The organism is Aquipseudomonas alcaligenes NBRC 14159, assembly GCF_000467105.1.
Taxonomy (GTDB): domain Bacteria; phylum Pseudomonadota; class Gammaproteobacteria; order Pseudomonadales; family Pseudomonadaceae; genus Aquipseudomonas; species Aquipseudomonas alcaligenes.
The window spans coordinates 135,984-155,072 of record NZ_BATI01000005.1; the positions used below are offsets into that span (position 1 = coordinate 135,984).

The window sequence follows — 19,089 nt, forward strand, 5'->3', positions numbered from 1 at the left end:
TCGGACAACCCCCTCTCCCTCCGGGAGAGGGCTGGGGTGAGGGAAATCAGCTCCGGCGACCACGAGGCACCCTCACCCTAACCCTCTCCCACGGGGAGAGGGAACCAAGAGCAGCGCGGACCTTACCTCCGCAAATCACCCCGGACGACCGTGGTGCAGACCGAATAGCGGCGGGACGACCCGCCACCCTTCGAGGGCTCCTCGAATGTTCGACAAACTCCTGATCGCCAACCGCGGCGCCATTGCCTGCCGCATCCTGCGCACCCTGCGCCAGCTCGACGTCAAGGGTGTGGCCGTGTACTCCGAGGCCGACGCCGCCAGCCTGCACCTGCAGCAGGCCGACGAGGCCCATAGCCTGGGCGAAGGCCCGGCGGCCCAGACCTATCTGGTGGTCGACAAGATTCTGCAGATCGCCAAGCGCAGCGGCGCCCGAGCCATCCACCCCGGCTACGGCTTCCTCTCCGAAAACGCCGCCTTCGCCGAAGCCTGCGAGGCCGCCGGCATCGCCTTTGTCGGCCCCACCCCGGAGCAGCTGCGCGTCTTCGGCCTGAAGCACACCGCCAGGGCCCTCGCGAAACAGCACGGCGTACCGATGCTGGAAGGCACCGAGCTGCTGGAAAACCTCGACGCCGCGCTCAAGGCCGGTGAAGAAGTCGGCTACCCGGTGATGCTGAAAAGCACCGCCGGCGGTGGCGGCATCGGCATGCGCGTGTGCAACAGCGCGGCCGAGCTCTCCGACGCTTTCGACGCGGTCAAGCGCCTCGGGCAGAACAACTTCAGCGACAGCGGCGTATTTATCGAGAAGTACATCCAGCGCGCCCGCCATCTGGAAGTGCAGGTATTTGGCGACGGCCAGGGCGAAGTCCTCGCCCTCGGCGTGCGCGACTGCTCCGTACAGCGCCGTAACCAGAAAGTGCTGGAAGAAACCCCGGCACCGAACCTGCCGGCCGGCATGGCCGAGGAACTCTGCGCGGCGGCGATCAAGCTGGCCAAGGCGGTCAGCTACCGCAGCGCCGGCACCGTGGAGTTCGTCTACGACAGCGCAGCCGAGCGCTTCTACTTTTTAGAGGTGAACACCCGCCTGCAGGTCGAACACGGCGTCACCGAACAGGTGTGGGGCGTCGACCTGGTGCGCTGGATGATCGAACTGGCGGCCGGCGACCTCGCCCCGCTAAGCGAACTGGCGCAGAACCTGAAACCCAGCGGCCATGCCATCCAGGCGCGCCTGTATGCCGAAGACCCGGGCCGCGACTTCCAGCCGAGCCCCGGCCTGCTCACCGCCGTGCATTTCCCGGCGGCCGATGGCAAGAGCCTGCGCATCGACACCTGGGTCGAAGCCGGTTGCGAGATTCCACCCTACTTCGACCCGATGATCGCCAAAGTCATCACCTGGCAACCGACCCGCGAGCAAGCCAGCGCCGCACTCAGCCAGGCACTGGCCGATACCCTGCTGTACGGCGTGGAAACCAACAGCCAGTACCTGCGGCAGATCCTGGTCGACGCGCCGTTCGCCGAAGGCAATCCCTGGACCCGTTGCCTGGAAGGCCTGACCTACCAGGCCAACACTTTCGAGGTGCTCTCCGCCGGCACCCAGACCACCGTGCAGGACTTCCCCGGCCGCCTCGGCTACTGGGCCGTCGGCGTGCCGCCGTCCGGGCCGATGGATGACCGTGCGCTGCGCCTGGGCAACCGCCTGCTCGGCAATGCCGAAGGCGCCGCCGGCCTGGAAATCACCATGAGCGGCCCGCTGCTGCGCTTCAACACCGATGCGGTGGTAGCGGTGACCGGCGCGGAAATCCCCGTCACCCTGGACGGCGTGGCACAACCGCTGAACACCGCCCTGCTGATCAAGGCCGGCAGTACCCTGAGCCTGGGCACCATCGCCGGCTCCGGCGCACGCTCCTATCTGTGCCTGCGCGGCGGCCTGCAGGTGCCGGAATACCTGGGCTCGAAAAGCACCTTCACCCTCGGCCAGTTCGGCGGCCACGGCGGCCGCGCCCTGCGTGCCGGCGATGTGCTGCATATCCCCGTATTGAGCGATGCGGACAACGGCGCGCAGCTGCCCGAAGAACTGTGCACCACCCTGCCCGCCGTGCGTGAAATCCGCGTGATCTACGGCCCGCATGGCGCACCGGAATACTTCACCCCGGCCTATATCGACACCTTCCTCGCCACCGACTGGGAAGTGCACTTCAACTCCAGCCGTACCGGCGTGCGCCTGATCGGCCCGAAACCGGAGTGGGTGCGCGACAGCGGCGGCGAGGCCGGCCTGCATCCGTCGAATATCCACGACAACCCGTATGCCATCGGCGCCGTCGATTTTACCGGCGATATGCCGGTGATCCTCGGCCCGGACGGCCCGAGCCTGGGCGGCTTCGTCTGCCCGGTGACCATCATCGAGGCCGACCTGTGGCAGCTCGGCCAGCTCAAGGCCGGCGACAAGCTGCGCTTCGTGCCGGTCAACATCGACACCGCGCGCCAGCTGGCCAAGGCACGCAAAGCGGAAATCGCCGGGCTGGAAGCGGTGGCGGTGAACTGGAAGCCGATCCCGCTGGAGCCGCCGGTGATCCTCGACATCGGCAGCCAGGACAAGCGCCTGGTCGCCCGCCTCTCCGGCGACACCCACCTGCTGCTGGAGATCGGCCAGGCCGAGCTGGACCTGGTGCTGCGCTTCCGCGGCCACGCACTGATGCAGGCGCTGGAAGCGAAGAACCTCAACGGCGTGATCGACCTGACGCCGGGCATCCGTTCGCTGCAGGTGCACTACCAGCCGGAAACCCTGTCGCTGGCCAACCTGCTGGCGGTGGTAATCGGCGAGTGGGATGCGGTGTGCAACGCCCAGGACCTCAAGGTGCCGTCGCGCATCGTCCACCTGCCGCTGTCGTGGGACGACCCGGCCTGCCAACTGGCCATCGACAAGTACATGACCACGGTGCGCAAGGACGCGCCCTGGTGCCCGAGCAACCTGGAATTTATCCGCCGCATCAACGACCTGCCCAATCTCGACGAGGTCTACAAGACCGTGTTCGACGCCAGCTACCTGGTGATGGGCCTGGGCGACGTCTACCTCGGCGCGCCGGTGGCCACCCCGCTCGACCCGCGCCATCGCCTGGTCACCACCAAGTACAACCCGGCGCGCACCTGGACCGCCGAGAACTCGGTGGGCATCGGCGGCGCCTACATGTGCGTGTACGGCATGGAAGGCCCCGGCGGTTACCAGTTCGTCGGCCGCACCCTGCAGATGTGGAACCGCTACCGCGAAGTCGCCGCCTTCCACGGCAAACCCTGGCTGCTGCGCTTCTTCGACCAGATTCGCTTCTACCCGGTGGGGGCCGAGGAGCTGCTGCAGATTCGCCGTGACTTCCCGCTCGGTCGCTATGAACTGCGCATCGAAGACAGCGAACTGGCCCTGGCCGACTACCAGGACTTCCTCAGCGAGGAAGCCGCGGGCATCGACGCCTTCCGCAGCCAGCAACGCGCCGCCTTCGACGCCGAGCGCCAGCGCTGGATAGCCTCCGGCCAGGCCCACTTCGAAAGCGAGGAAGCGGTCGCCGACCTGGGCGACGACGCCCCGCTGGCGGCCGGCCAGCACAGCATCGACAGCCACATCGCCGGCAACCTCTGGCAGGTGCAGGTCGAGGAAGGCAACACGGTAAAAGCCGGCGACGTGCTGGTGATCCTCGAGTCGATGAAGATGGAAATCCCCCTCACCGCCCCGCGCGACGGCGTGGTGCGCGAGGTGCGCGTGCAACCCGGCTCGCCGGTACGCGCGGGCCAGCGGGTAGTGGTGCTGGAAGAGGCTTAAGGGATACAGTCGCGGGCAGCGCATCCACAGGGAAGAACCATGCCGCTGACCCGCGACCAGGCCCAGCAACGAGCCGACGATATCCAGGCGTTTCGCCGTGAGGCCCAGCGCCTGCGTGGCGAGAATGCTCTGGCGCTGGAGGAAGAGCCGCTCGCGCGCATCGCCGCCCACCACGACCAGCTACTGGCGCAGTACCGCAGCCATTTCGACATCGATCACGACCAACAGACCAAGCGCCTGTCGCTGAGCATGCGTGTGGTCTCGTTGCTCGGTGCGCTAGCCCTGGCGGCCAGCCTGCTGTTCTTCTTCTATCAGTTCTGGGGCCTGTTCGGCGAAGCGCTGCAGGTCGGCATCCTGATCGGTTTCTCGCTCGGCAGCCTGCTGCTGACCTTCGCCCTGCAGCAACGCGACGCCTCCGGCTACTTCGCCAAGCTGGCCGGCGTGCTGGCCCTGGCTTGCTTCGTGCTGAACATCCACATGCTCGGGCAGATCTTCAATATCACCCCCTCGGACAACGCCCTGCTCTGCTGGGCCGCCTATGCCCTGCTGCTGGCCTATGCCTGCAACGCGCGCCTGCTGCTGGCCGCCGGCCTGATCTGCCTGCTGGCCTATAGCGGCACGCGCCTCAGCCAATGGTGCGGCTGGCTTTGGCTGGAGGCCGCCGAACGACCGGAGCACTTCCTGCCCGGCGGCCTGCTGGTGTTCGTGTTGCCGGCGCTGCTGTCCCAGGCACGCTTCAGCGGCTTCGCCGCCACCTACCGCATCGTCGGCATGCTGGCCCTGCTGGTGCCGATGCTGGTCCTGGCCAACTGGGGGCGCGGCAGCTACCTGCCGTTCGACTACGCCAGCATCGAGAAGAGTTACCAGCTGCTCGGCTTCGTAGTATCGGCCCTGTTCATCTGGCTCGGCATCCGCCGCGACTGGTCCGAGGTCAGCCTGATCGGCCAGCTGTCCTTCCTGCTGTTCCTGTTCATCAAGATGGTCGACTGGTGGTGGGACGTGCTGCCCAAGTACCTGTTCTTCCTGATCCTCGGCCTGACCGCCATCCTCGCCCTGCTGGTACTCGGGCGCCTGCGCCGCAGCCACAAGGGAGGTGACCACGCATGATCGCCCTCAAGCCCCGCCACGGCCTGCTGGCCGGCCTCGGCCTGATCCTGCTGAGCAACGCCGTGGCCCTTGCCGGCGTCTGGTACAACCGCCAGGGCGAGCCGGAGAGCCGGCTGCTGTTGTCCGAGAGGGAGCTGCATCGCGACTGGGACGGCCCGCGCCGCGAGAACAGTGGCCTGAGCCTGCGTCTGGACTGGCGCATGCCCGTGCGCACCAACCCGGCCGACAAGGATCGCTGCCACAGCGAATACGGCCTTACGCCAGCGCAGCTGCAGGCCGTAGGCCTACCCAGCAGCGGCCCCGAACCGCGCCAGGACACCCGCCAGGCCTGGGCGATTCTCGGGCTGGACGGCCCGCTCTATCAGCAAGCGCTACAACAGGCCGAGCGCCATCTGCACAAGGCCAGCGCCAAACTGCAGGAGCTGCCGAACGACAAGGAGCGGCAGCAGCAGGAGAACGCCGCGCGCGAGGCCCTGGCCAACGAACGCGACAAGGAGAGTCGGCTGTTCCTTGCCGATGTCGGCCTGGACCCCGCAGCCCTGCGCCAGCGCTATCCGGATCGCGCTCACTACCTGCTGCTGCGCGGCAACGTGCGGGTCTGGCGACGCTGCTACAACGACGCCGACACCACGCTCAGCGGCTCGTTCTCCCCCAGCAACGCCAGCATCAACGTGCCTCACGCCTGGCGCCAGCTGTTGGCCGAACATCTGCCGGAATACTACGGCAACGCCAACCAGCCCTTCAGCGCCGAAGTCAGCTTCGGCCAACGGCTGGAACCCTGGCTCAGTGACGTACGAATCGCCGATAAAAAACCCTAATCGCGATGACGAACACGGCGCACCGCGCTAGCATTGCGCCACGTCCTAAAGGCCTCAGTCCCATGCCGCTCAGCACGTCCCGCAAGGCCCAGATTTCCCTGCTGCTGCTCCTGACCATCCTCCTGCTGGGCGGCTTTCTCGCCACCAGCCTGGTCAGCTATTACGTCTCCCGCGACAGTATCCGCGACAACATCGTCAACACCGAGCTGCCGCTGACCTCCGACAACATCTACTCGGAAATCCAAAAGGACCTGATCCGCCCCACGCAGATCGCCTCGATGATGTCGCGCGACACCTTCCTGCGCGACTGGGCGCTGAATGGAGAGCAGGATACCGGGCCGATGACCCGCTACCTGCGCGAAATCCAGGACCACTACGGCACCTTCACCAGCTTCTTCATCTCCGAGAAGACCCGCACCTACTACCAGGCCAAGGGCATCCTCAAGCAGGTCAAGGAAGACGAGCCGCGCGATGTCTGGTACTTCCGCGTGCGCAACATGGCCGAGCCCTACGAGATCAGCGTCGACCCGGACATGGCCAACAGTGATCGGCTGACCTTCTTCATCAACTTCAAGGTGTTCGACTACCAGGAACAGTTCATCGGCGTGGCCGGTGTCGGCCTGACCGTGGACGCGGTGGTCAAGCTGGTCGACGACTACCAGCGCCGCTACGACCGCACCATCTACTTCACCGACCGCAACGGCCGCCTGGTACTGACCAGCGCCGACGGCGGGCCGATGGGTGCTCATCGCGGCCAGCTGCTCAGCGAAGTGGCCGGTCTGGAACCGCTGCTGGCGGTGCTGCCACAGCCCAAGAGCGGCCGCTTCGACTATCGGGAAGGTGGACGCGGCCACTTCCTCAACGTGCGCTACATCCCCGAACTGGACTGGTTCCTGTTCGTCGACAAGCACGAGGAAGGCGCCCTGGCCGGCATCCGCCACAGCCTCTATCTCAACCTGCTGATCTGCACCCTGATCAGCCTGCTGGTGCTGTTCCTGGTCTACCTGGCCACGCGCCGCTACCAGCTGCGCATTGCCGCCCTGGCCACCACCGACGTGCTCACCGGCCTGCCCAATCGCCGTGGCTTCGACCTGCTGGCCGCCCAGGCCCTGCAGGAAGCCATCCGCGGGCAGAGCCCGCTGAGCGCCCTGCTGATCGACCTGGACCACTTCAAGCAACTCAACGACACCCACGGCCACCTGGCCGGCGACCAGGTGCTGCGCGGCTTCGCCCATGCCCTGCAGGGCAATCTGCGGCAGTCCGACATCATCTGTCGCTGGGGCGGCGAGGAATTCATTCTGCTGCTCAAGGACACCGGCAGCAGCACCGCACGCCAGCTGGCAGAGAAGATCCGCCAGCAGACCGAGGAAGCCGTGTTCCCCTTCAATGGTGTCAACCTGCGCGTCACCACCAGCATCGGTGTTACCGAACTGCAGGGCGACGACAGCATGGACCGCCTGATCGGCCGCGCCGACCGCGCCCTGTACCGGGCCAAGCAGTCCGGGCGCAACCGCGTGTGCGAAGACGTCAGCGGGCTGCAGCAGTGAACAGCGCGCGCTGCCCGCGTTGCGGCCAGGCCAACGCCTGCGCCCAGGCGGGCCAGGACGAACCGGTGCAGGACTGCTGGTGCTTCCATGTGCCGATCGCGCCGCAGGTGCTGGAAGCCCTGCCCGCCGAAGCACGCGACCAGGCCTGCCTGTGCCCCCGTTGCGCCAGCGCACAGGGCGCCGACGCCAAGCCCGACTAGCGATGCGCCTCGACCGCTTCCTCAGCAACCTGCCGCGCTTCAGCCGCGCCGACGCCCGTCTGCTGCTCGCCGCCGGGCGCCTGCGCGTGGACGGCGCCACGGTGCGCGACGGCCGCCACGAGATCCGCGAGTTCAGCCGTATCGAACTGGACGACGAGCTGCTGCAGGCCGGCAAGCCGGCGCGCTACTTCATGCTCAACAAGCCGGCCGGCGTGGTCAGCGCCACCGAACATGCCGAGCACCGCACCGTGCTCGACCTGCTCGACGAGCCGGACAAGCAAGAGCTGCACATCGGCGGGCGCCTCGACCTGAACACCACCGGCCTGCTGCTCGTCACCAACGACGGCCTCTGGTCGCGCCGCCTCACCGAGCCGCGCAGCCGCCTGGGCAAGGTCTACCGGGTCAGCACCGAACAGCCGATCACCGCCGAATACATCGAGGTGTTCGCCCGCGGCCTGTACTTCGCCTACGAAAACCTCACCACCCTGCCCGCCGAGCTGCAGATACTCGATGCGCATACCGCCCTACTGACCCTGCACGAGGGGCGCTACCACCAGGTCAAGCGCATGTTCGGCCACTTCCAGAACAAGGTCATCGGCCTGCACCGCGAATGCATGGGCCCGCTGCAACTCGATCCGGCCCTGGCCCCAGGCCACTACCGCCCGCTCACAAGCGCCGAGATAGAGGCCGTCTGAACACAGTTCGCCCGACCAATGGCAGGGCCAATTTCATCGGCATGACTTGCATCGGTAACACGAGGCTGCTTGAATCCAGTCAACGGTCCGTTAGTGACCGAACAGTCACAACAAACATCTAAACGCCTTTTCCGCCAATCACGGGCTGCCCATCGAGTTGTCGATCCCGGACGGAAAATGCACCCGCCGCCAACAATAAATCCCGGCCAGCCTTTTGAGCCGACCAGGCCCCGTTTCCCAGGCCCATGCCTACCTGCCATGAAGCTCGCGCAGCCGCGATGTGCCGCTGTGCGTCCGCAACGCCGCATGTCAGGGGCATGACCATGAAAGCTGAAACCGCTGTGCTGGATATCCAGGGGCAATACCGGGTCTACACGGAGTTCTACCGCGCCGACTGCGCCGAGCGGACCATCATCCTGGTCAACGGCTCGCTGTCGACCACCGCATCCTTCGCGCAGACGCTTCGCTACCTCCACCCGCACTTCAACGTAGTGCTGTTCGACCTGCCCTACGCCGGCCAGTCACGTGCGCACAACTTGCATGAGCGCTTTCTCAGCCGCGAGGAAGAAGCCGACATCCTTCTGGAGCTGGTCGAACACTTCGCCTGCGACAGCGTGCTGTCCTTCTCCTGGGGCGGCATCGCCACGCTCCAGGCGCTGGCCCGGCGTCCGTCACGAATCGAGCGCGCGGTGATCAACTCCTTCTCGCCGATCGTCAACAGCGCCATGCTCGGCTACCTGCGCGCCGGCCTGGTGGTGATGCGCGAATGCGACCGCGAGAGCATCGGCATGGTGCTCAACGGCACCATCGGCAAGCACCTGCCCTCGCTGTTCAAGCGCTACAACCATCGACACGTCACCGGCCTGGAACGCTACGAATACGAGCAGATGAGCCACCACGTGGAAACCGTGCTGAACAACGGCGGGCGCTCCTGCGTCAGCTTCGCCGGGCAGATCGAGATACCGCTGCTGTTCGTCAACGGCGAGTGGGACGAGTACACAACGCCGGCTGACGCGCGCCTGTTCACCCAGTACGTGCGCCACTGCGAGTTCCGCACCATCGCCCAGGCCGGCCACTTCCTCGACATGGAACACAAGGCCGCCTGGATGCAGACCCGCGATGCCCTGCTGGCCTTCCTGCTGGCCCCCACGCAGGGCCATGCACGCAGCGTGGAACGAGAGCCACGGGCCGTGGCGCTATGAAGCGCCCGGCAATAAAACGGGCGCAAGACGCGCGCCCGGCTTCACCTTCCCGGGCGATTCTGGTAAAAAGTCAGCCGCCCGAGCGGGCGTCGTATAATGGCATTACCTGAGCTTCCCAAGCTCATGACGAGGGTTCGATTCCCTTCGCCCGCTCCAGAACATCAACGTCAAGGCCCTGTTTTTACAGGGCTTTTTCGTATCCGGCAGATGAACGTGTCGAAAAAGTGTCGACTAGAGAAGGAGACTCTATGGCTACCGGCGTTGTATTTGGAAAATCGAATGCAGAAAGGCTCACTGACGAGGAACTGAAAACTCTTCTGACGTCACTGGTAGAAAGTGGCTTCTGCTCCCTTACAGACTTCCGAGCAACCTGTGATTCCCTTTTCATCTCGGAAATCTCTGGAAAATCGCGCTCCGATGAAGAGCAAGGGATTGCAGATGCCTATGAGGAGCAAGACTCCACGCTTAGCGAACTGAGCTTCGAAAGCGTTGATAAGGTAGTGCAGCACCTCCGCTCATACCCTCATGCTCAGGTCAACATTAAGCAAGAACTCTACGACTGGACTACCCGTGGGGGGGAGTATGGATATCCCCTCGTCCCCGCAGTAGGAACGCTGAATCGCCTGTTTTTAGAGTCGCTGATAGACGCCGCAATGATCGGATACAAGGCAATTGGTTGGGAGAACGCTCCATTTCCAGATGTTTGGAGCTTTTCTGTCAGCTACTTCGGCCTGGATGTAAGCATTGAACGCTGCCCACCCGACATGCGAACTGGGCTCCAGGCAATATCCAAATTTGAAGTACCTAATGCATTTCTGAGTAAGGCTCTCAATCCGAACTACGAAATCCTTACTATGTCTGTCGCCTGATCACCGCCGTCAGACTTCAATTATGCGTAAGCGATAGCGTGATACCTGACAGCGGGCCAAGCCTGATCGCGTCATGCAGGTGCTCCGGCGCCAAGTGGGCATAGCGCATCGTCATACTCAGCGAGGCATGCCCCAGGATCTCCTTCAGCGTGACGATGTGGCCACCGCCCATGATGAAGTGAGCGGCGAAGGTGTGGCGCAGGGTGTGGCTCGACTGCCCCTTGGGGGGCTTGATAGAGGCTTCGAGCAGCACCTTGCGGAACACGCACAGACAGTTGGTGAACGGGCCATGCGTGCTCCAGTGCTTGCGGATGGCATCCACCGGGACGGATGCACCGGAACCGCCCTCACCCGCTTCGACTTGGTATTGGCAAAGGTCACGACACCTGCGCCAAGCCGCTCCGGGGTCAGTGCCTGGGCCTTACCCCAGCGCCCCCCGTAAAAAGGCAGATCACCACCACCATGAGAGTATGCGGGCGACTCACCTTTTTGTCTCGAACTAACCAAATTTAACGGAGTTGATTCCGCATACCTTCTGCTACAAATGATGACCCAAACTTGCTCAAGTGAGCATCGTCTGAATACAACGGCTTCCCATCCTTCATTCCATAACAATACCGCTCATCGCACAAAACCAGAGCCGGATCGAGCTGTTTAACTTGAGGAAACTTACTAAGCACCTCATCAACTAGCCGTCGATGTCCAGCATTTCGCTTTATAAAAGCCTCTTTGCTGACAGCACACGGAAACCTTAATAATCCCCACTTGCTCGTTGAACGCTTTTGAATGGTGCACGCCACCCGCACGCCTGCACAAGCAAAGGCTTGGATCGAAGCCCAAGGAAAGTCCGTCAAGGATTTCGCCGAAGAGCACCACCTCGATTTGCACACCGCTTATCAAGTTCTAGCCGGCACAAAGAAGGGCAAGGGCGGCGAAGCCCACCGCTCCGCCGTTCTGCTCGGCATCAAAGAGGGCACGGTTGCACAGTGGTGCGGTCGGCCCATGGGGAAACGAGAAGATGAAACGCCCGACTATTGATAGCCGCCGGCCGGCAGTCATGACCGATGTCGCCGCCTTCCCGGGTGGCCGCGAGTGTGCAGCTGCCAACCAGGGGCTGGACCTCATGCAGTTCGACAACAAGCTGTACGAGAACACCGGCCACCACCCACTCTCCGACGAGTAGGTCCGCCAGCTGGAGCGCGTCGCCGGCACCACCTACCTAGACCCCGCTTACCACTCCCGGTCTTCGAGCTTGCTCTGCGGTGCATCACGAAGCAGCGCGCAAAGTTCCTGACTTAGAGCGAGATAGCGCTCATAGAGAGCCGAGTCGGTGACCAGAACGGGCCGGAACGCCCAGCCGGACATGCCCTGCAAAAGAAACAGATTGCGCGTACGGGCACTGACAACCCACAGCGGCCAACCATAGCGCTGACTCGCCCAAGGCTCCGCCGTGTGCGAAAAGTCCGGCTGATCGATGAGTTGCCGGGGCTCGTAACAGAGCAGGCCGCAATACCCTGATGGAAAATCGGGCAGCGCACCGGCAACAGCGGCAGGCAGGATAGCTTCTGTAACGAGCTGCCGAACATTCGAAAAAGGGGCCCGGGAGCTGGTCTGAAGAACAGGCTCAGAAGCCAGCCCTGTCAGCCCGGCCTGTCGAAATGCCTCGAGCACATCCTCGCCGGCCAAGTACGCTCCGGTCCATTCGCCAATGCCTGCGACCGAGTTTGGCTTGAGGCTTGCCTTGCTCAGGCAGAAGCCACGCGCAAGGCGAATCGATGCGCCGGCTCCGCTTGCGATCTGTGGAGACGCCTGACACATGTCGTAGTTGCGCTTGTAGGCAGCATCGCTCTCCGGAACGGTCAGACGACATACGACGGAGAAATGGGACAGCGACGCCAGCTCGGCCTCTGTCAGTCGCCACTCAGCCGAAACGCCCAACCCGCCAAGCCGCTCACCCGAGGCAATTGCCGCACGCAAGGCGGGCTGGTCGATCTCCATGGCAAAGCCACCCGACGCATGCCGAGTGCAACCCGCGACTGAGGCGGCTATGACGGCTTCGGCACCGGGTTGCCTGGGGATAAGGTGAACAATGAGTTTCACTGCATTCGCCTCGGGTACCTGATGGCCTGAGCCCTGGAGCCAAAATCAGAGACGCAGGGGCACGACAGCCTTTTCAATCAATGAAAGAAGCCCCTGCAACTCCGCTTTCAGCGCGATTGAGTTGCTGCTGCAGCCCGCGCCGCATGCAGCTTCTTGTAGCTGTCGATCAGACGCAGGTGCTTATCCAGCCCTTCCAGCTTCAGGCTGGTGGGCGTCAGGCCATAGAAGCGCACGCTGCCTTCCACCGAGCCGATGGCCGCGTCCATCCGCTCGTTGCCGAACATGCGGCGGAAGTTGGCCTCGTAGTCGGCAAGCTCCAGGTCGTCGTCCAGCTGCACTTCCAGCACCACGTTGAGCGCCTGGTAGAACAGGCCGCGCTCGACGGTGTTGTCGTTGTACTGCAGGAAGGCCTCGGTCAGCGCCTTGGCCTCGTCGTACTTCTTCAGGGCGAGGTAGATCAGCAGCTTGAGTTCGAGGATGGTCAGCTGGCCCCACACGGTGTTGTCGTCGAACTCGATGCCGATCAGCGTGGTGATGTCGGTGTAGTCATCGACTTCGCACTGCTCCAGGCTCTTGAGCAGGCTCTTCAGGCGCAGGTCGCTGAGGCTGTGCAGGTTGAGGATGTCGGAGCGGAAGATCAGCGCCTTGTTGGTGTTGTCCCAGATCAGGTCCTCGACCGGGTAGATCTCCGAGTAGCCCGGCACCAGGATGCGGCAGGCGTTGGCGCCGAGGTCGTCGTACACGGCCATGTACACCTCCTTGCCCATGTCCTCGAGGATGCCGAACAGGGTCGCGGCCTCCTGGGCATTGGAGTCTTCGCCATGGCCGGAGAAGTCCCACTCGACGAACTCGTGGTCGGCCTTGGCGCTGAAGAAGCGCCACGACACCACGCCGCTCGAATCGATGAAGTGCTCGACGAAGTTGTTCGGCTCGGTCAGCGCCTGGCTCTCGAAGGTCGGCGCCGGCAGGTCGTTGAGGCCCTCGAAGCTGCGGCCCTGCAGCAGCTCGGTGAGGCTGCGCTCCAGCGCCACTTCGAAGCTCGGGTGGGCGCCGAAGGAAGCGAACACGCCGCCGGTGCGCGGGTTCATCAGGGTCACGCACATCACCGGGAATTCGCCGCCGAGCGAGGCGTCCTTGACCAGCACCGGGAAGCCCTGTTCCTCCAGGCCCTTGATCCCGGCGACGATGCCGGGGTACTTGGCCAGCACTTCCTGCGGCACGTCCGGCAGGGCCAGCTCGTTCTCCAGGATTTCGCGCTTGACCGCGCGCTCGAAGATTTCCGACAGGCACTGCACCTGCGCCTCGGCCAATGTGTTGCCGGCGCTCATGCCGTTGGACAGGTACAGGTTCTCGATCAGGTTGGACGGGAAGTACACCACCTCGCCGTCGGACTGGCGCACGAAGGGCAGCGAGCAGATGCCGCGCGCCTTGTTGCCGGAGTTGGTGTCGTACAGGTGCGAGCCGCGCAGCTCGCCGTCCGGGTTGTAGATGGCCAGGCAGTGCTCGTCGAGGATCTCTTCCGGCAGCGCGTCCTTCGGCCCCGGCTTGAACCAGCGCTCGTTGGGGTAATGAACGAAATCGGCATTGGCGATTTCCTCGCCCCAGAACTGGTCGTTGTAGAAGAAGTTGCAGTTCAGCCGCTCAATGAACTCGCCCAGCGCCGAGGCCAGCGCGCTCTCCTTGGTCGCGCCCTTGCCGTTGGTGAAGCACAGCGGCGACTGGGCGTCGCGCACATGCAGCGACCAGACGTTGGGCACGATGTTGCGCCAGGAGGCGATCTCGATCTTCATGCCCAGGCCAGCGAGGATGGCCGACATGTTGGCGATGGTCTGTTCCAGCGGCAGATCCTTGCCGAGGATGCGCGTGCCCTCGCCCGCGGTCAGCGCCGGGATCAGCAGGGCCTGGGCGTCGGCGTCGAGGTTGGCGACTTCCTCGATGACGAAATCGGGGCCGGTCTGCACCACCTTCTTCACCGTGCAGCGGTCGATGGAGCGCAGGATGCCCTGGCGGTCCTTGTCGGAGATGTCCGCCGGCAGCTCGACCTGGATCTTGAAGATCTGCTTATAGCGGTCTTCCGGGTCGACGATGTTGTTCTGCGCCAGCCGGATATTGTCGGTGGGGATGTTGCGCGTCTGGCAGTACAGCTTGACGAAGTAGGCCGCGCACAGTGCCGAGGACGCCAGGAAGTAGTCGAACGGCCCCGGCGCCGAGCCATCGCCCTTGTAGCGGATGGGCTGGTCGGCAATCACCGTGAAGTCATCGAACTTGGCTTCGAGACGGAGGTTGTCGAGAAAATTGACCTTGATTTCCATGCGGGATTACCAGAATGCGTGCGAGGCGAAATGGCCGGCATTATCCGTCATTCGGCCCCGACATGGCGCACAGGCATAACGCCATCACAAAATGTGATGCACGACACATTTAACACCACACAGAAATGTCGACATCATCACAAAGCTTGGTAGGCTCTCGGCAACCTCAATACAGGAGCTTTCCGATGAAGGAACAACGGAAATACCTCGCGTTGCGTGCACATATCGAAACCCTGCTCCAGGACGGAGCCCAGATTGTCAGCCGCGCCCCCTTCACCCTGCGCATCAGCGGGCATCTGTTCCGCGTGCAGCACGGCATGCTGATCGGCAACTCGGTAGCCGCCTAGCCGCCCCAAAACCTCGCAAAGCCCGGGTCAGTCATGGCCCGGGCTTTTGCTTTTCTGCCTTGCGCACGTGCAAACGGTCGGAGCGGGCTTGCCTCGTCAGCGCGGGTCACGCACCATTAACTGTATATAAAACCAGTTAACTGCCATGCCTGCCGCACTCGACCCCAGCCTCTATTACCTCGCCAACTTCCGCACCGCGCTGGCCTGGATCGGCGAACGCTACAGCGATCTGCTGGACGCCGAGGAAGCGGCCTTCCTGCAAGGCTTCAGCACATTGCCGCAGTCGTCGCAGGCGCTGCTGGTGCGTCTGGTGATGCGCAAGGGGCCGCATTTTCGCGCGAGCAAGCTGAGCTACGACGAGATTGGCGACGTCGGCGCCGCCGCCGAGCCGCTGCTGCATCTGGGCTGGCTGACCGAGGATGCCGAGCTGACGCTGACCGAGCTGTTCGCCCTGCTGCGCAAGGACGAGCTGCTCGCCTGCTTCACGGAACTCGCCCCCCTGCGCGGGCTGAAAAAGGACGAGCAGCTGCAGGCCCTGCTGGCTCGTTACCCGGACGCGCGTACCTTCCGCCACTGGTGCCCGCCACTCGACCGCCTCTACAGCCTGACCATCGGCCCGCTGTGCGACCGTCTGCGCCTGCTGTTCTTCGGCAACCTGGCACAGGACTGGTCCGAGTTCGTGCTCGCCGAGCTGGGCATCTTCCGCTACGAGGCGGTCCCGATCAGCCGCGAGTCACGCGGTTTCCGCAGCCGCCGCGATGTCGACGACTACCTGCACCTGCGCCGCTGCCGGGAGCAGTTCGAGGCGGGCCAGCCGGTCGCCGAGGTGCTCGCCGAGCTGGGCGATTTCAGCAGCGCGAACCCGCACCTGAGCCGCCGCCACGCCAAGCTGCTGTTCCACCTCGGCCAGGCCGAGGAACGCGCGGGCGAGCTGGCCCAGGCGGCCGCGCTCTATGCCGCCAGTAGCCACGCCGAAGCGCGCCAGCGGCAAGTGCGGGTACTGGAAAAGCTTGGCGACTTGCAGCAGGCCCACGACCTCGCCACTGCCTCCCTGCTCGCCCCACGCAACGATGCCGAGGCCCAGGCACTGGAGCGCGCCCTGCCCCGCCTGCAGCGCCAGCTCGGCCTGCCCAGGCAACCGCGCCCCGCTGCGGCCGAGGCCGGCTTGATCGAACTGGAACTGCCCAGGCCCGAGGCGTCGAGCGTGGAGTGGGCAGTACAGCAGCACCTGCACGACGAACAGGCGCCAGTCTTCTATGTGGAGAACACCCTGGTCTGCGGGCTGTTCGGCCTGCTGTGCTGGGAGGCGATCTTCGCCCCGCTGCCCGGAGCGTTCTTCCACCCCTTCCACAGCGGCCCGGTGGACCTGCACGACAGCGACTTCCGCAGCCGCCGCGCCGCGCTGTTCGAGCGCTGCCTGGGCATGCTGGATGAGGGCAGCCACGCCGAGGCGATTCGCGCCACCTACGCCGCCAAGCACGGCATCGTCTCGCCCTTCGTGCACTGGGCCGTGCTGACGCCCGAGCTGCTGGAAACCGCCCTGCACTGCCTGCCGCCGGCACACCTGCGCGCCTGGTTCGAGCGCCTGCTCGGCGACATCCGCGCCAACCGCGCCGGCATGCCGGACCTGATCCAGTTCTGGCCGGCCGAGCGACGCTACCGGATGATCGAGGTGAAGGGCCCCGGCGACCGCCTGCAGGACAACCAGAAGCGCTGGCTGGCGTTCTGCGCCCAGCACGGCATGCCGGTGGACGTTTGCTACGTGCGCTGGAGCGAGGCGTGAGCTACGCCGTGGCCGTGCGCGCGCTGTGCGAGTTCACCGCCAAGGAAGGTGACCTCGACCTGCGCTTCACCCCCGCGCCCACCGCCGCCGAGGGTATGGCCGGACACAGCACGGTGGTCGGCCGGCGTGGCGCCGGCTATGTCGCCGAGCTGCCGCTGACCGGGGCCTATCCGGGCCTGCTGGTCAGCGGCCGCGCCGACGGCTACGACCCGGCGCAGAACCTGCTGGAGGAGATCAAGACCCATCGCGGCGACGTGGCACGCATCCCGGCCAACCACCGCCTGCTGCACTGGGCTCAGGTCAAGGTCTATGGCTGGCTGCTGTGCGACAGCCTGGGCCTGGAGGAGATCGACCTGGCGGTGGTGTACTTCAACGTCCTGTCGCAGAAGGAAACGGTGTTTCGCGAGCGCTTCGCGGCCACCGAGCTGCGGACCTTCTTCGAACTGCAGTGCGCGCGCTTCGTCGCCTGGGCCGAGCAGGAAACGGCGCACCGCCTGGCACGCAACGCCAGCCTGGAAACGCTGCGCTTCCCCTACCCGAGCTTCCGCCGCGGTCAGCGCCAGCTCGCCGAGTCCGTATACCGTGCCGCCCGCGATGGCGACTTCCTGCTGGCCCAGGCCACCACCGGTATCGGCAAGACCCTGGCCACCCTGTTCCCGCAGCTCAAGGCGTTTCCCGGCCAGGACCTGGATCGCCTGTTCTTCCTAACCGCCAAGACACCCGGCCGGCGCCTGGCGCTGGACGCCCTGGCCAGCCTGCGCGAGCAGGAGCAGAACATGCCGCTGCGGGTGCTGGAGCACGTGGCCCGCGACAAGGCCTGCGAGTACCCGGACAAGGCCTGCCACGGCGACTCCTGCCCGCTGGCCAAGGGCTTCTACGACCGTCTGCCGGCCGCCCGTGCCGCCGCCCTGGAACACCGCTGGCTGACCCAGGAGGCCGTGCGCGAGGTCGCCCTGGCGCACCAGGTCTGCCCCTACTACCTGTCCCAGGAGCTGTGCCGCTGGAGCGACGTGGTGGTCGGCGACTACAACTACTACTTCGACATGACCGCCCTTCTGCACGGGCTGACCGTGGTCAATGGCTGGAAAGTCACCCTGCTGGTGGACGAGGCGCACAACCTGATCGACCGCGCCCGCGGCATGTACAGTGCCGAGCTGGACCAGGCCGAATTCAACGCCCTGCGCAAAGTCGCCCCGGCCGGCCTCAAGGGCGTACTGGAGCGGGTCGGCCGGCACTGGAACCAGCTGCACCGCGATCAGGAAGTGCCCTACCAGATCTACCCGACCATCGCCGACCTGTTCATCGCCGCCCTGCAGAAGGCGGTGAGTGCGATCACCGACCACCTCACCGACCAGCCCGAGGGCAACCAGGCCGCGCTGCTGCGCTTCTACCTAGACGCCATGCTGTTCTGCCGCCTGGCCGAGGCGTTCGGCCCGCACTCGCTGTTCGATATCACCCGCCATGACACGCGCAGCCTGTCGACCCTGTGCCTGCGCAACATCGTGCCGGCACGTTTCCTCGCCGAGCGTTTCGCCAATGCGCACAGCGCCACGCTGTTCTCCGCCACCCTCAGCCCCGGCCACTACCACGCCGACCTGCTCGGCCTGCCACGCGACTGGCAGTGGCTGGAAGTGCAGTCGCCGTTCAACGCCGAGCAGCTCAGGGTGCAGGCGCTGGCCAACCTGTCGACCCGCTACCAGCATCGCGAGACCAGCCTGGCGCCCATCACCGATCTGATGGCGCGCCAGTTCCACCAGCAGCCGGGCAACTACCTGGCCTTCTTCAGCAGCTACGCCTACCTGGAACAGGCCCTGGACAACTTCCGCCGCGCGCACCCGGATATCCCGGTGTGGGCACAGTCGCGCAGCATGAACGAGGCCGAGCGCCAGGACTTTCTCGAGCGCTTTACCGAGCATTCCCGCGGGGTCGGCTTCGCCGTGCTCGGCGGCGCCTTCGGCGAGGGCATCGACCTGCCCGGCAAGCGCCTGATCGGTGCCTTTATCGCCAGCCTCGGCCTGCCGCAGGTCAACCCGGTCAACGAGGAAGTGAAGGCGCGCATGCAGCAGATGTTCGGCAACGGCTACGACTACGCCTACCTCTACCCCGGGCTACAGAAGGTGGTGCAGGCGGCCGGCCGGGTGATCCGCACCACCTCGGATCAGGGCGTGGTCTACCTGCTCGACGACCGCTTCACCCGCCGCGAGGTGCGCCAGTTGCTGCCGAGTTGGTGGCAGGTCGAACGGGCAATACATACTTTGCAAAAACCCGGTGCTTGAGACGCTCTGGATTTTCCTTATCCTCCGC

The 19,089-nt window shown here is 64.9% G+C and carries 16 protein-coding genes, 1 tRNA gene and 1 pseudogene; 14 read left to right on the forward strand and 4 right to left on the reverse strand.

Annotated features, from left to right (window positions below; all coding sequences use genetic code 11):
• Window positions 1-205 precede the first annotated feature (205 nt).
• The 9 genes from uca (at window position 206) to PA6_RS02820 (ending at window position 10,243) form a co-directional block, all read left to right on the forward strand.
• A complete protein-coding gene (uca, locus tag PA6_RS02780) occupies window positions 206-3,805 on the forward strand; it encodes an urea carboxylase (protein WP_021699352.1) in 3,600 nt (1,199 codons plus the stop codon).
• 39 nt (window positions 3,806-3,844) lie between these two features.
• The gene (locus PA6_RS02785) at window positions 3,845-4,912 is read left to right on the forward strand and encodes a DUF2157 domain-containing protein (RefSeq protein ID WP_021699353.1); all 1,068 of its coding nucleotides are present in this window, start codon (window positions 3,845-3,847) and stop codon (window positions 4,910-4,912) included.
• The gene (locus PA6_RS02790; protein ID WP_021699354.1) at window positions 4,909-5,730 is read left to right on the forward strand and encodes a DUF4824 family protein; all 822 of its coding nucleotides are present in this window, start codon (window positions 4,909-4,911) and stop codon (window positions 5,728-5,730) included. Before PA6_RS02785 ends, PA6_RS02790 begins: the two co-directional genes overlap by 4 nt.
• Window positions 5,731-5,792: 62 nt before the next feature.
• Entirely contained in the window at window positions 5,793-7,277 is a 1,485-nt protein-coding gene (locus PA6_RS02795; RefSeq protein ID WP_021699355.1) for a sensor domain-containing diguanylate cyclase, read from the forward strand.
• A complete protein-coding gene (locus tag PA6_RS02800; RefSeq protein WP_021699356.1) occupies window positions 7,274-7,477 on the forward strand; it encodes a cysteine-rich CWC family protein in 204 nt (67 codons plus the stop codon). Before PA6_RS02795 ends, PA6_RS02800 begins: the two co-directional genes overlap by 4 nt.
• A 2-nt stretch (window positions 7,478-7,479) precedes the next feature.
• Window positions 7,480-8,172, forward strand: coding sequence for a pseudouridine synthase (locus PA6_RS02805; protein WP_021699357.1), 693 nt, complete (start codon window positions 7,480-7,482; stop codon window positions 8,170-8,172).
• A gap of 323 nt (window positions 8,173-8,495) precedes the next feature.
• Window positions 8,496-9,374, forward strand: a complete 879-nt coding sequence (locus PA6_RS02810) for an alpha/beta fold hydrolase (RefSeq protein WP_021699358.1) — start codon at window positions 8,496-8,498, stop codon at window positions 9,372-9,374.
• Window positions 9,375-9,456: 82 nt separating this feature from the next.
• Window positions 9,457-9,530, forward strand: a tRNA-Gly gene (locus PA6_RS02815).
• A gap of 92 nt (window positions 9,531-9,622) precedes the next feature.
• Window positions 9,623-10,243 carry a hypothetical protein gene (locus PA6_RS02820; protein ID WP_021699359.1) on the forward strand — a complete coding sequence of 207 codons (621 nt, stop codon included), beginning with the start codon at window positions 9,623-9,625 and terminating at the stop codon, window positions 10,241-10,243.
• A 16-nt stretch (window positions 10,244-10,259) separates the two neighbouring features.
• Here the strand turns inward: PA6_RS02820 and PA6_RS24465 are convergent.
• Together PA6_RS24465 and PA6_RS24515 are read right to left on the reverse strand one after the other, a co-directional pair.
• Window positions 10,260-10,737 (reverse strand): annotated as a pseudogene (locus tag PA6_RS24465) (tyrosine-type recombinase/integrase); the annotation flags it as partial.
• A 15-nt stretch (window positions 10,738-10,752) separates the two neighbouring features.
• Complete coding sequence (locus PA6_RS24515; protein ID WP_370670715.1) at window positions 10,753-11,133, reverse strand: SGNH hydrolase domain-containing protein; 381 nt, start codon at window positions 11,131-11,133, stop codon at window positions 10,753-10,755.
• Between PA6_RS24515 and PA6_RS02830 the strand changes: the two genes are divergently transcribed.
• Window positions 11,030-11,281, forward strand: a complete 252-nt coding sequence (locus PA6_RS02830; RefSeq protein ID WP_021699361.1) for a helix-turn-helix domain-containing protein — start codon at window positions 11,030-11,032, stop codon at window positions 11,279-11,281. The genes PA6_RS24515 and PA6_RS02830 overlap by 104 nt on opposite strands.
• Window positions 11,262-11,426: a phage regulatory CII family protein gene (locus tag PA6_RS23290; RefSeq protein ID WP_155948006.1), complete on the forward strand. Its 165-nt coding sequence runs from the start codon at window positions 11,262-11,264 to the stop codon at window positions 11,424-11,426. Before PA6_RS02830 ends, PA6_RS23290 begins: the two co-directional genes overlap by 20 nt.
• Window positions 11,427-11,473: 47 nt before the next feature.
• Here PA6_RS23290 and PA6_RS22380 read toward each other — a convergent pair whose 3' ends face one another.
• Together PA6_RS22380 and PA6_RS02840 are read right to left on the reverse strand one after the other, a co-directional pair.
• A complete protein-coding gene (locus PA6_RS22380) occupies window positions 11,474-12,241 on the reverse strand; it encodes a hypothetical protein (protein WP_021699362.1) in 768 nt (255 codons plus the stop codon).
• 209 nt (window positions 12,242-12,450) lie between these two features.
• Entirely contained in the window at window positions 12,451-14,655 is a 2,205-nt protein-coding gene (locus PA6_RS02840; RefSeq protein WP_021699363.1) for an OsmC domain/YcaO domain-containing protein, read from the reverse strand.
• 185 nt (window positions 14,656-14,840) lie between these two features.
• On the opposite strand from PA6_RS02840, the gene PA6_RS23815 reads away from it, so the two are divergent.
• The 3 genes from PA6_RS23815 to PA6_RS02850 all read left to right on the forward strand — a co-directional run bounded on the left by PA6_RS23815 (window position 14,841) and on the right by PA6_RS02850 (window position 19,061).
• Window positions 14,841-15,002, forward strand: coding sequence for a hypothetical protein (locus tag PA6_RS23815; protein WP_021699364.1), 162 nt, complete (start codon window positions 14,841-14,843; stop codon window positions 15,000-15,002).
• Window positions 15,003-15,147: 145 nt separating this feature from the next.
• Window positions 15,148-16,785: a VRR-NUC domain-containing protein gene (locus PA6_RS02845; RefSeq protein ID WP_021699365.1), complete on the forward strand. Its 1,638-nt coding sequence runs from the start codon at window positions 15,148-15,150 to the stop codon at window positions 16,783-16,785.
• Window positions 16,782-19,061: an ATP-dependent DNA helicase gene (locus PA6_RS02850; protein ID WP_021699366.1), complete on the forward strand. Its 2,280-nt coding sequence runs from the start codon at window positions 16,782-16,784 to the stop codon at window positions 19,059-19,061. Before PA6_RS02845 ends, PA6_RS02850 begins: the two co-directional genes overlap by 4 nt.
• Window positions 19,062-19,089: the final 28 nt, after the last annotated feature.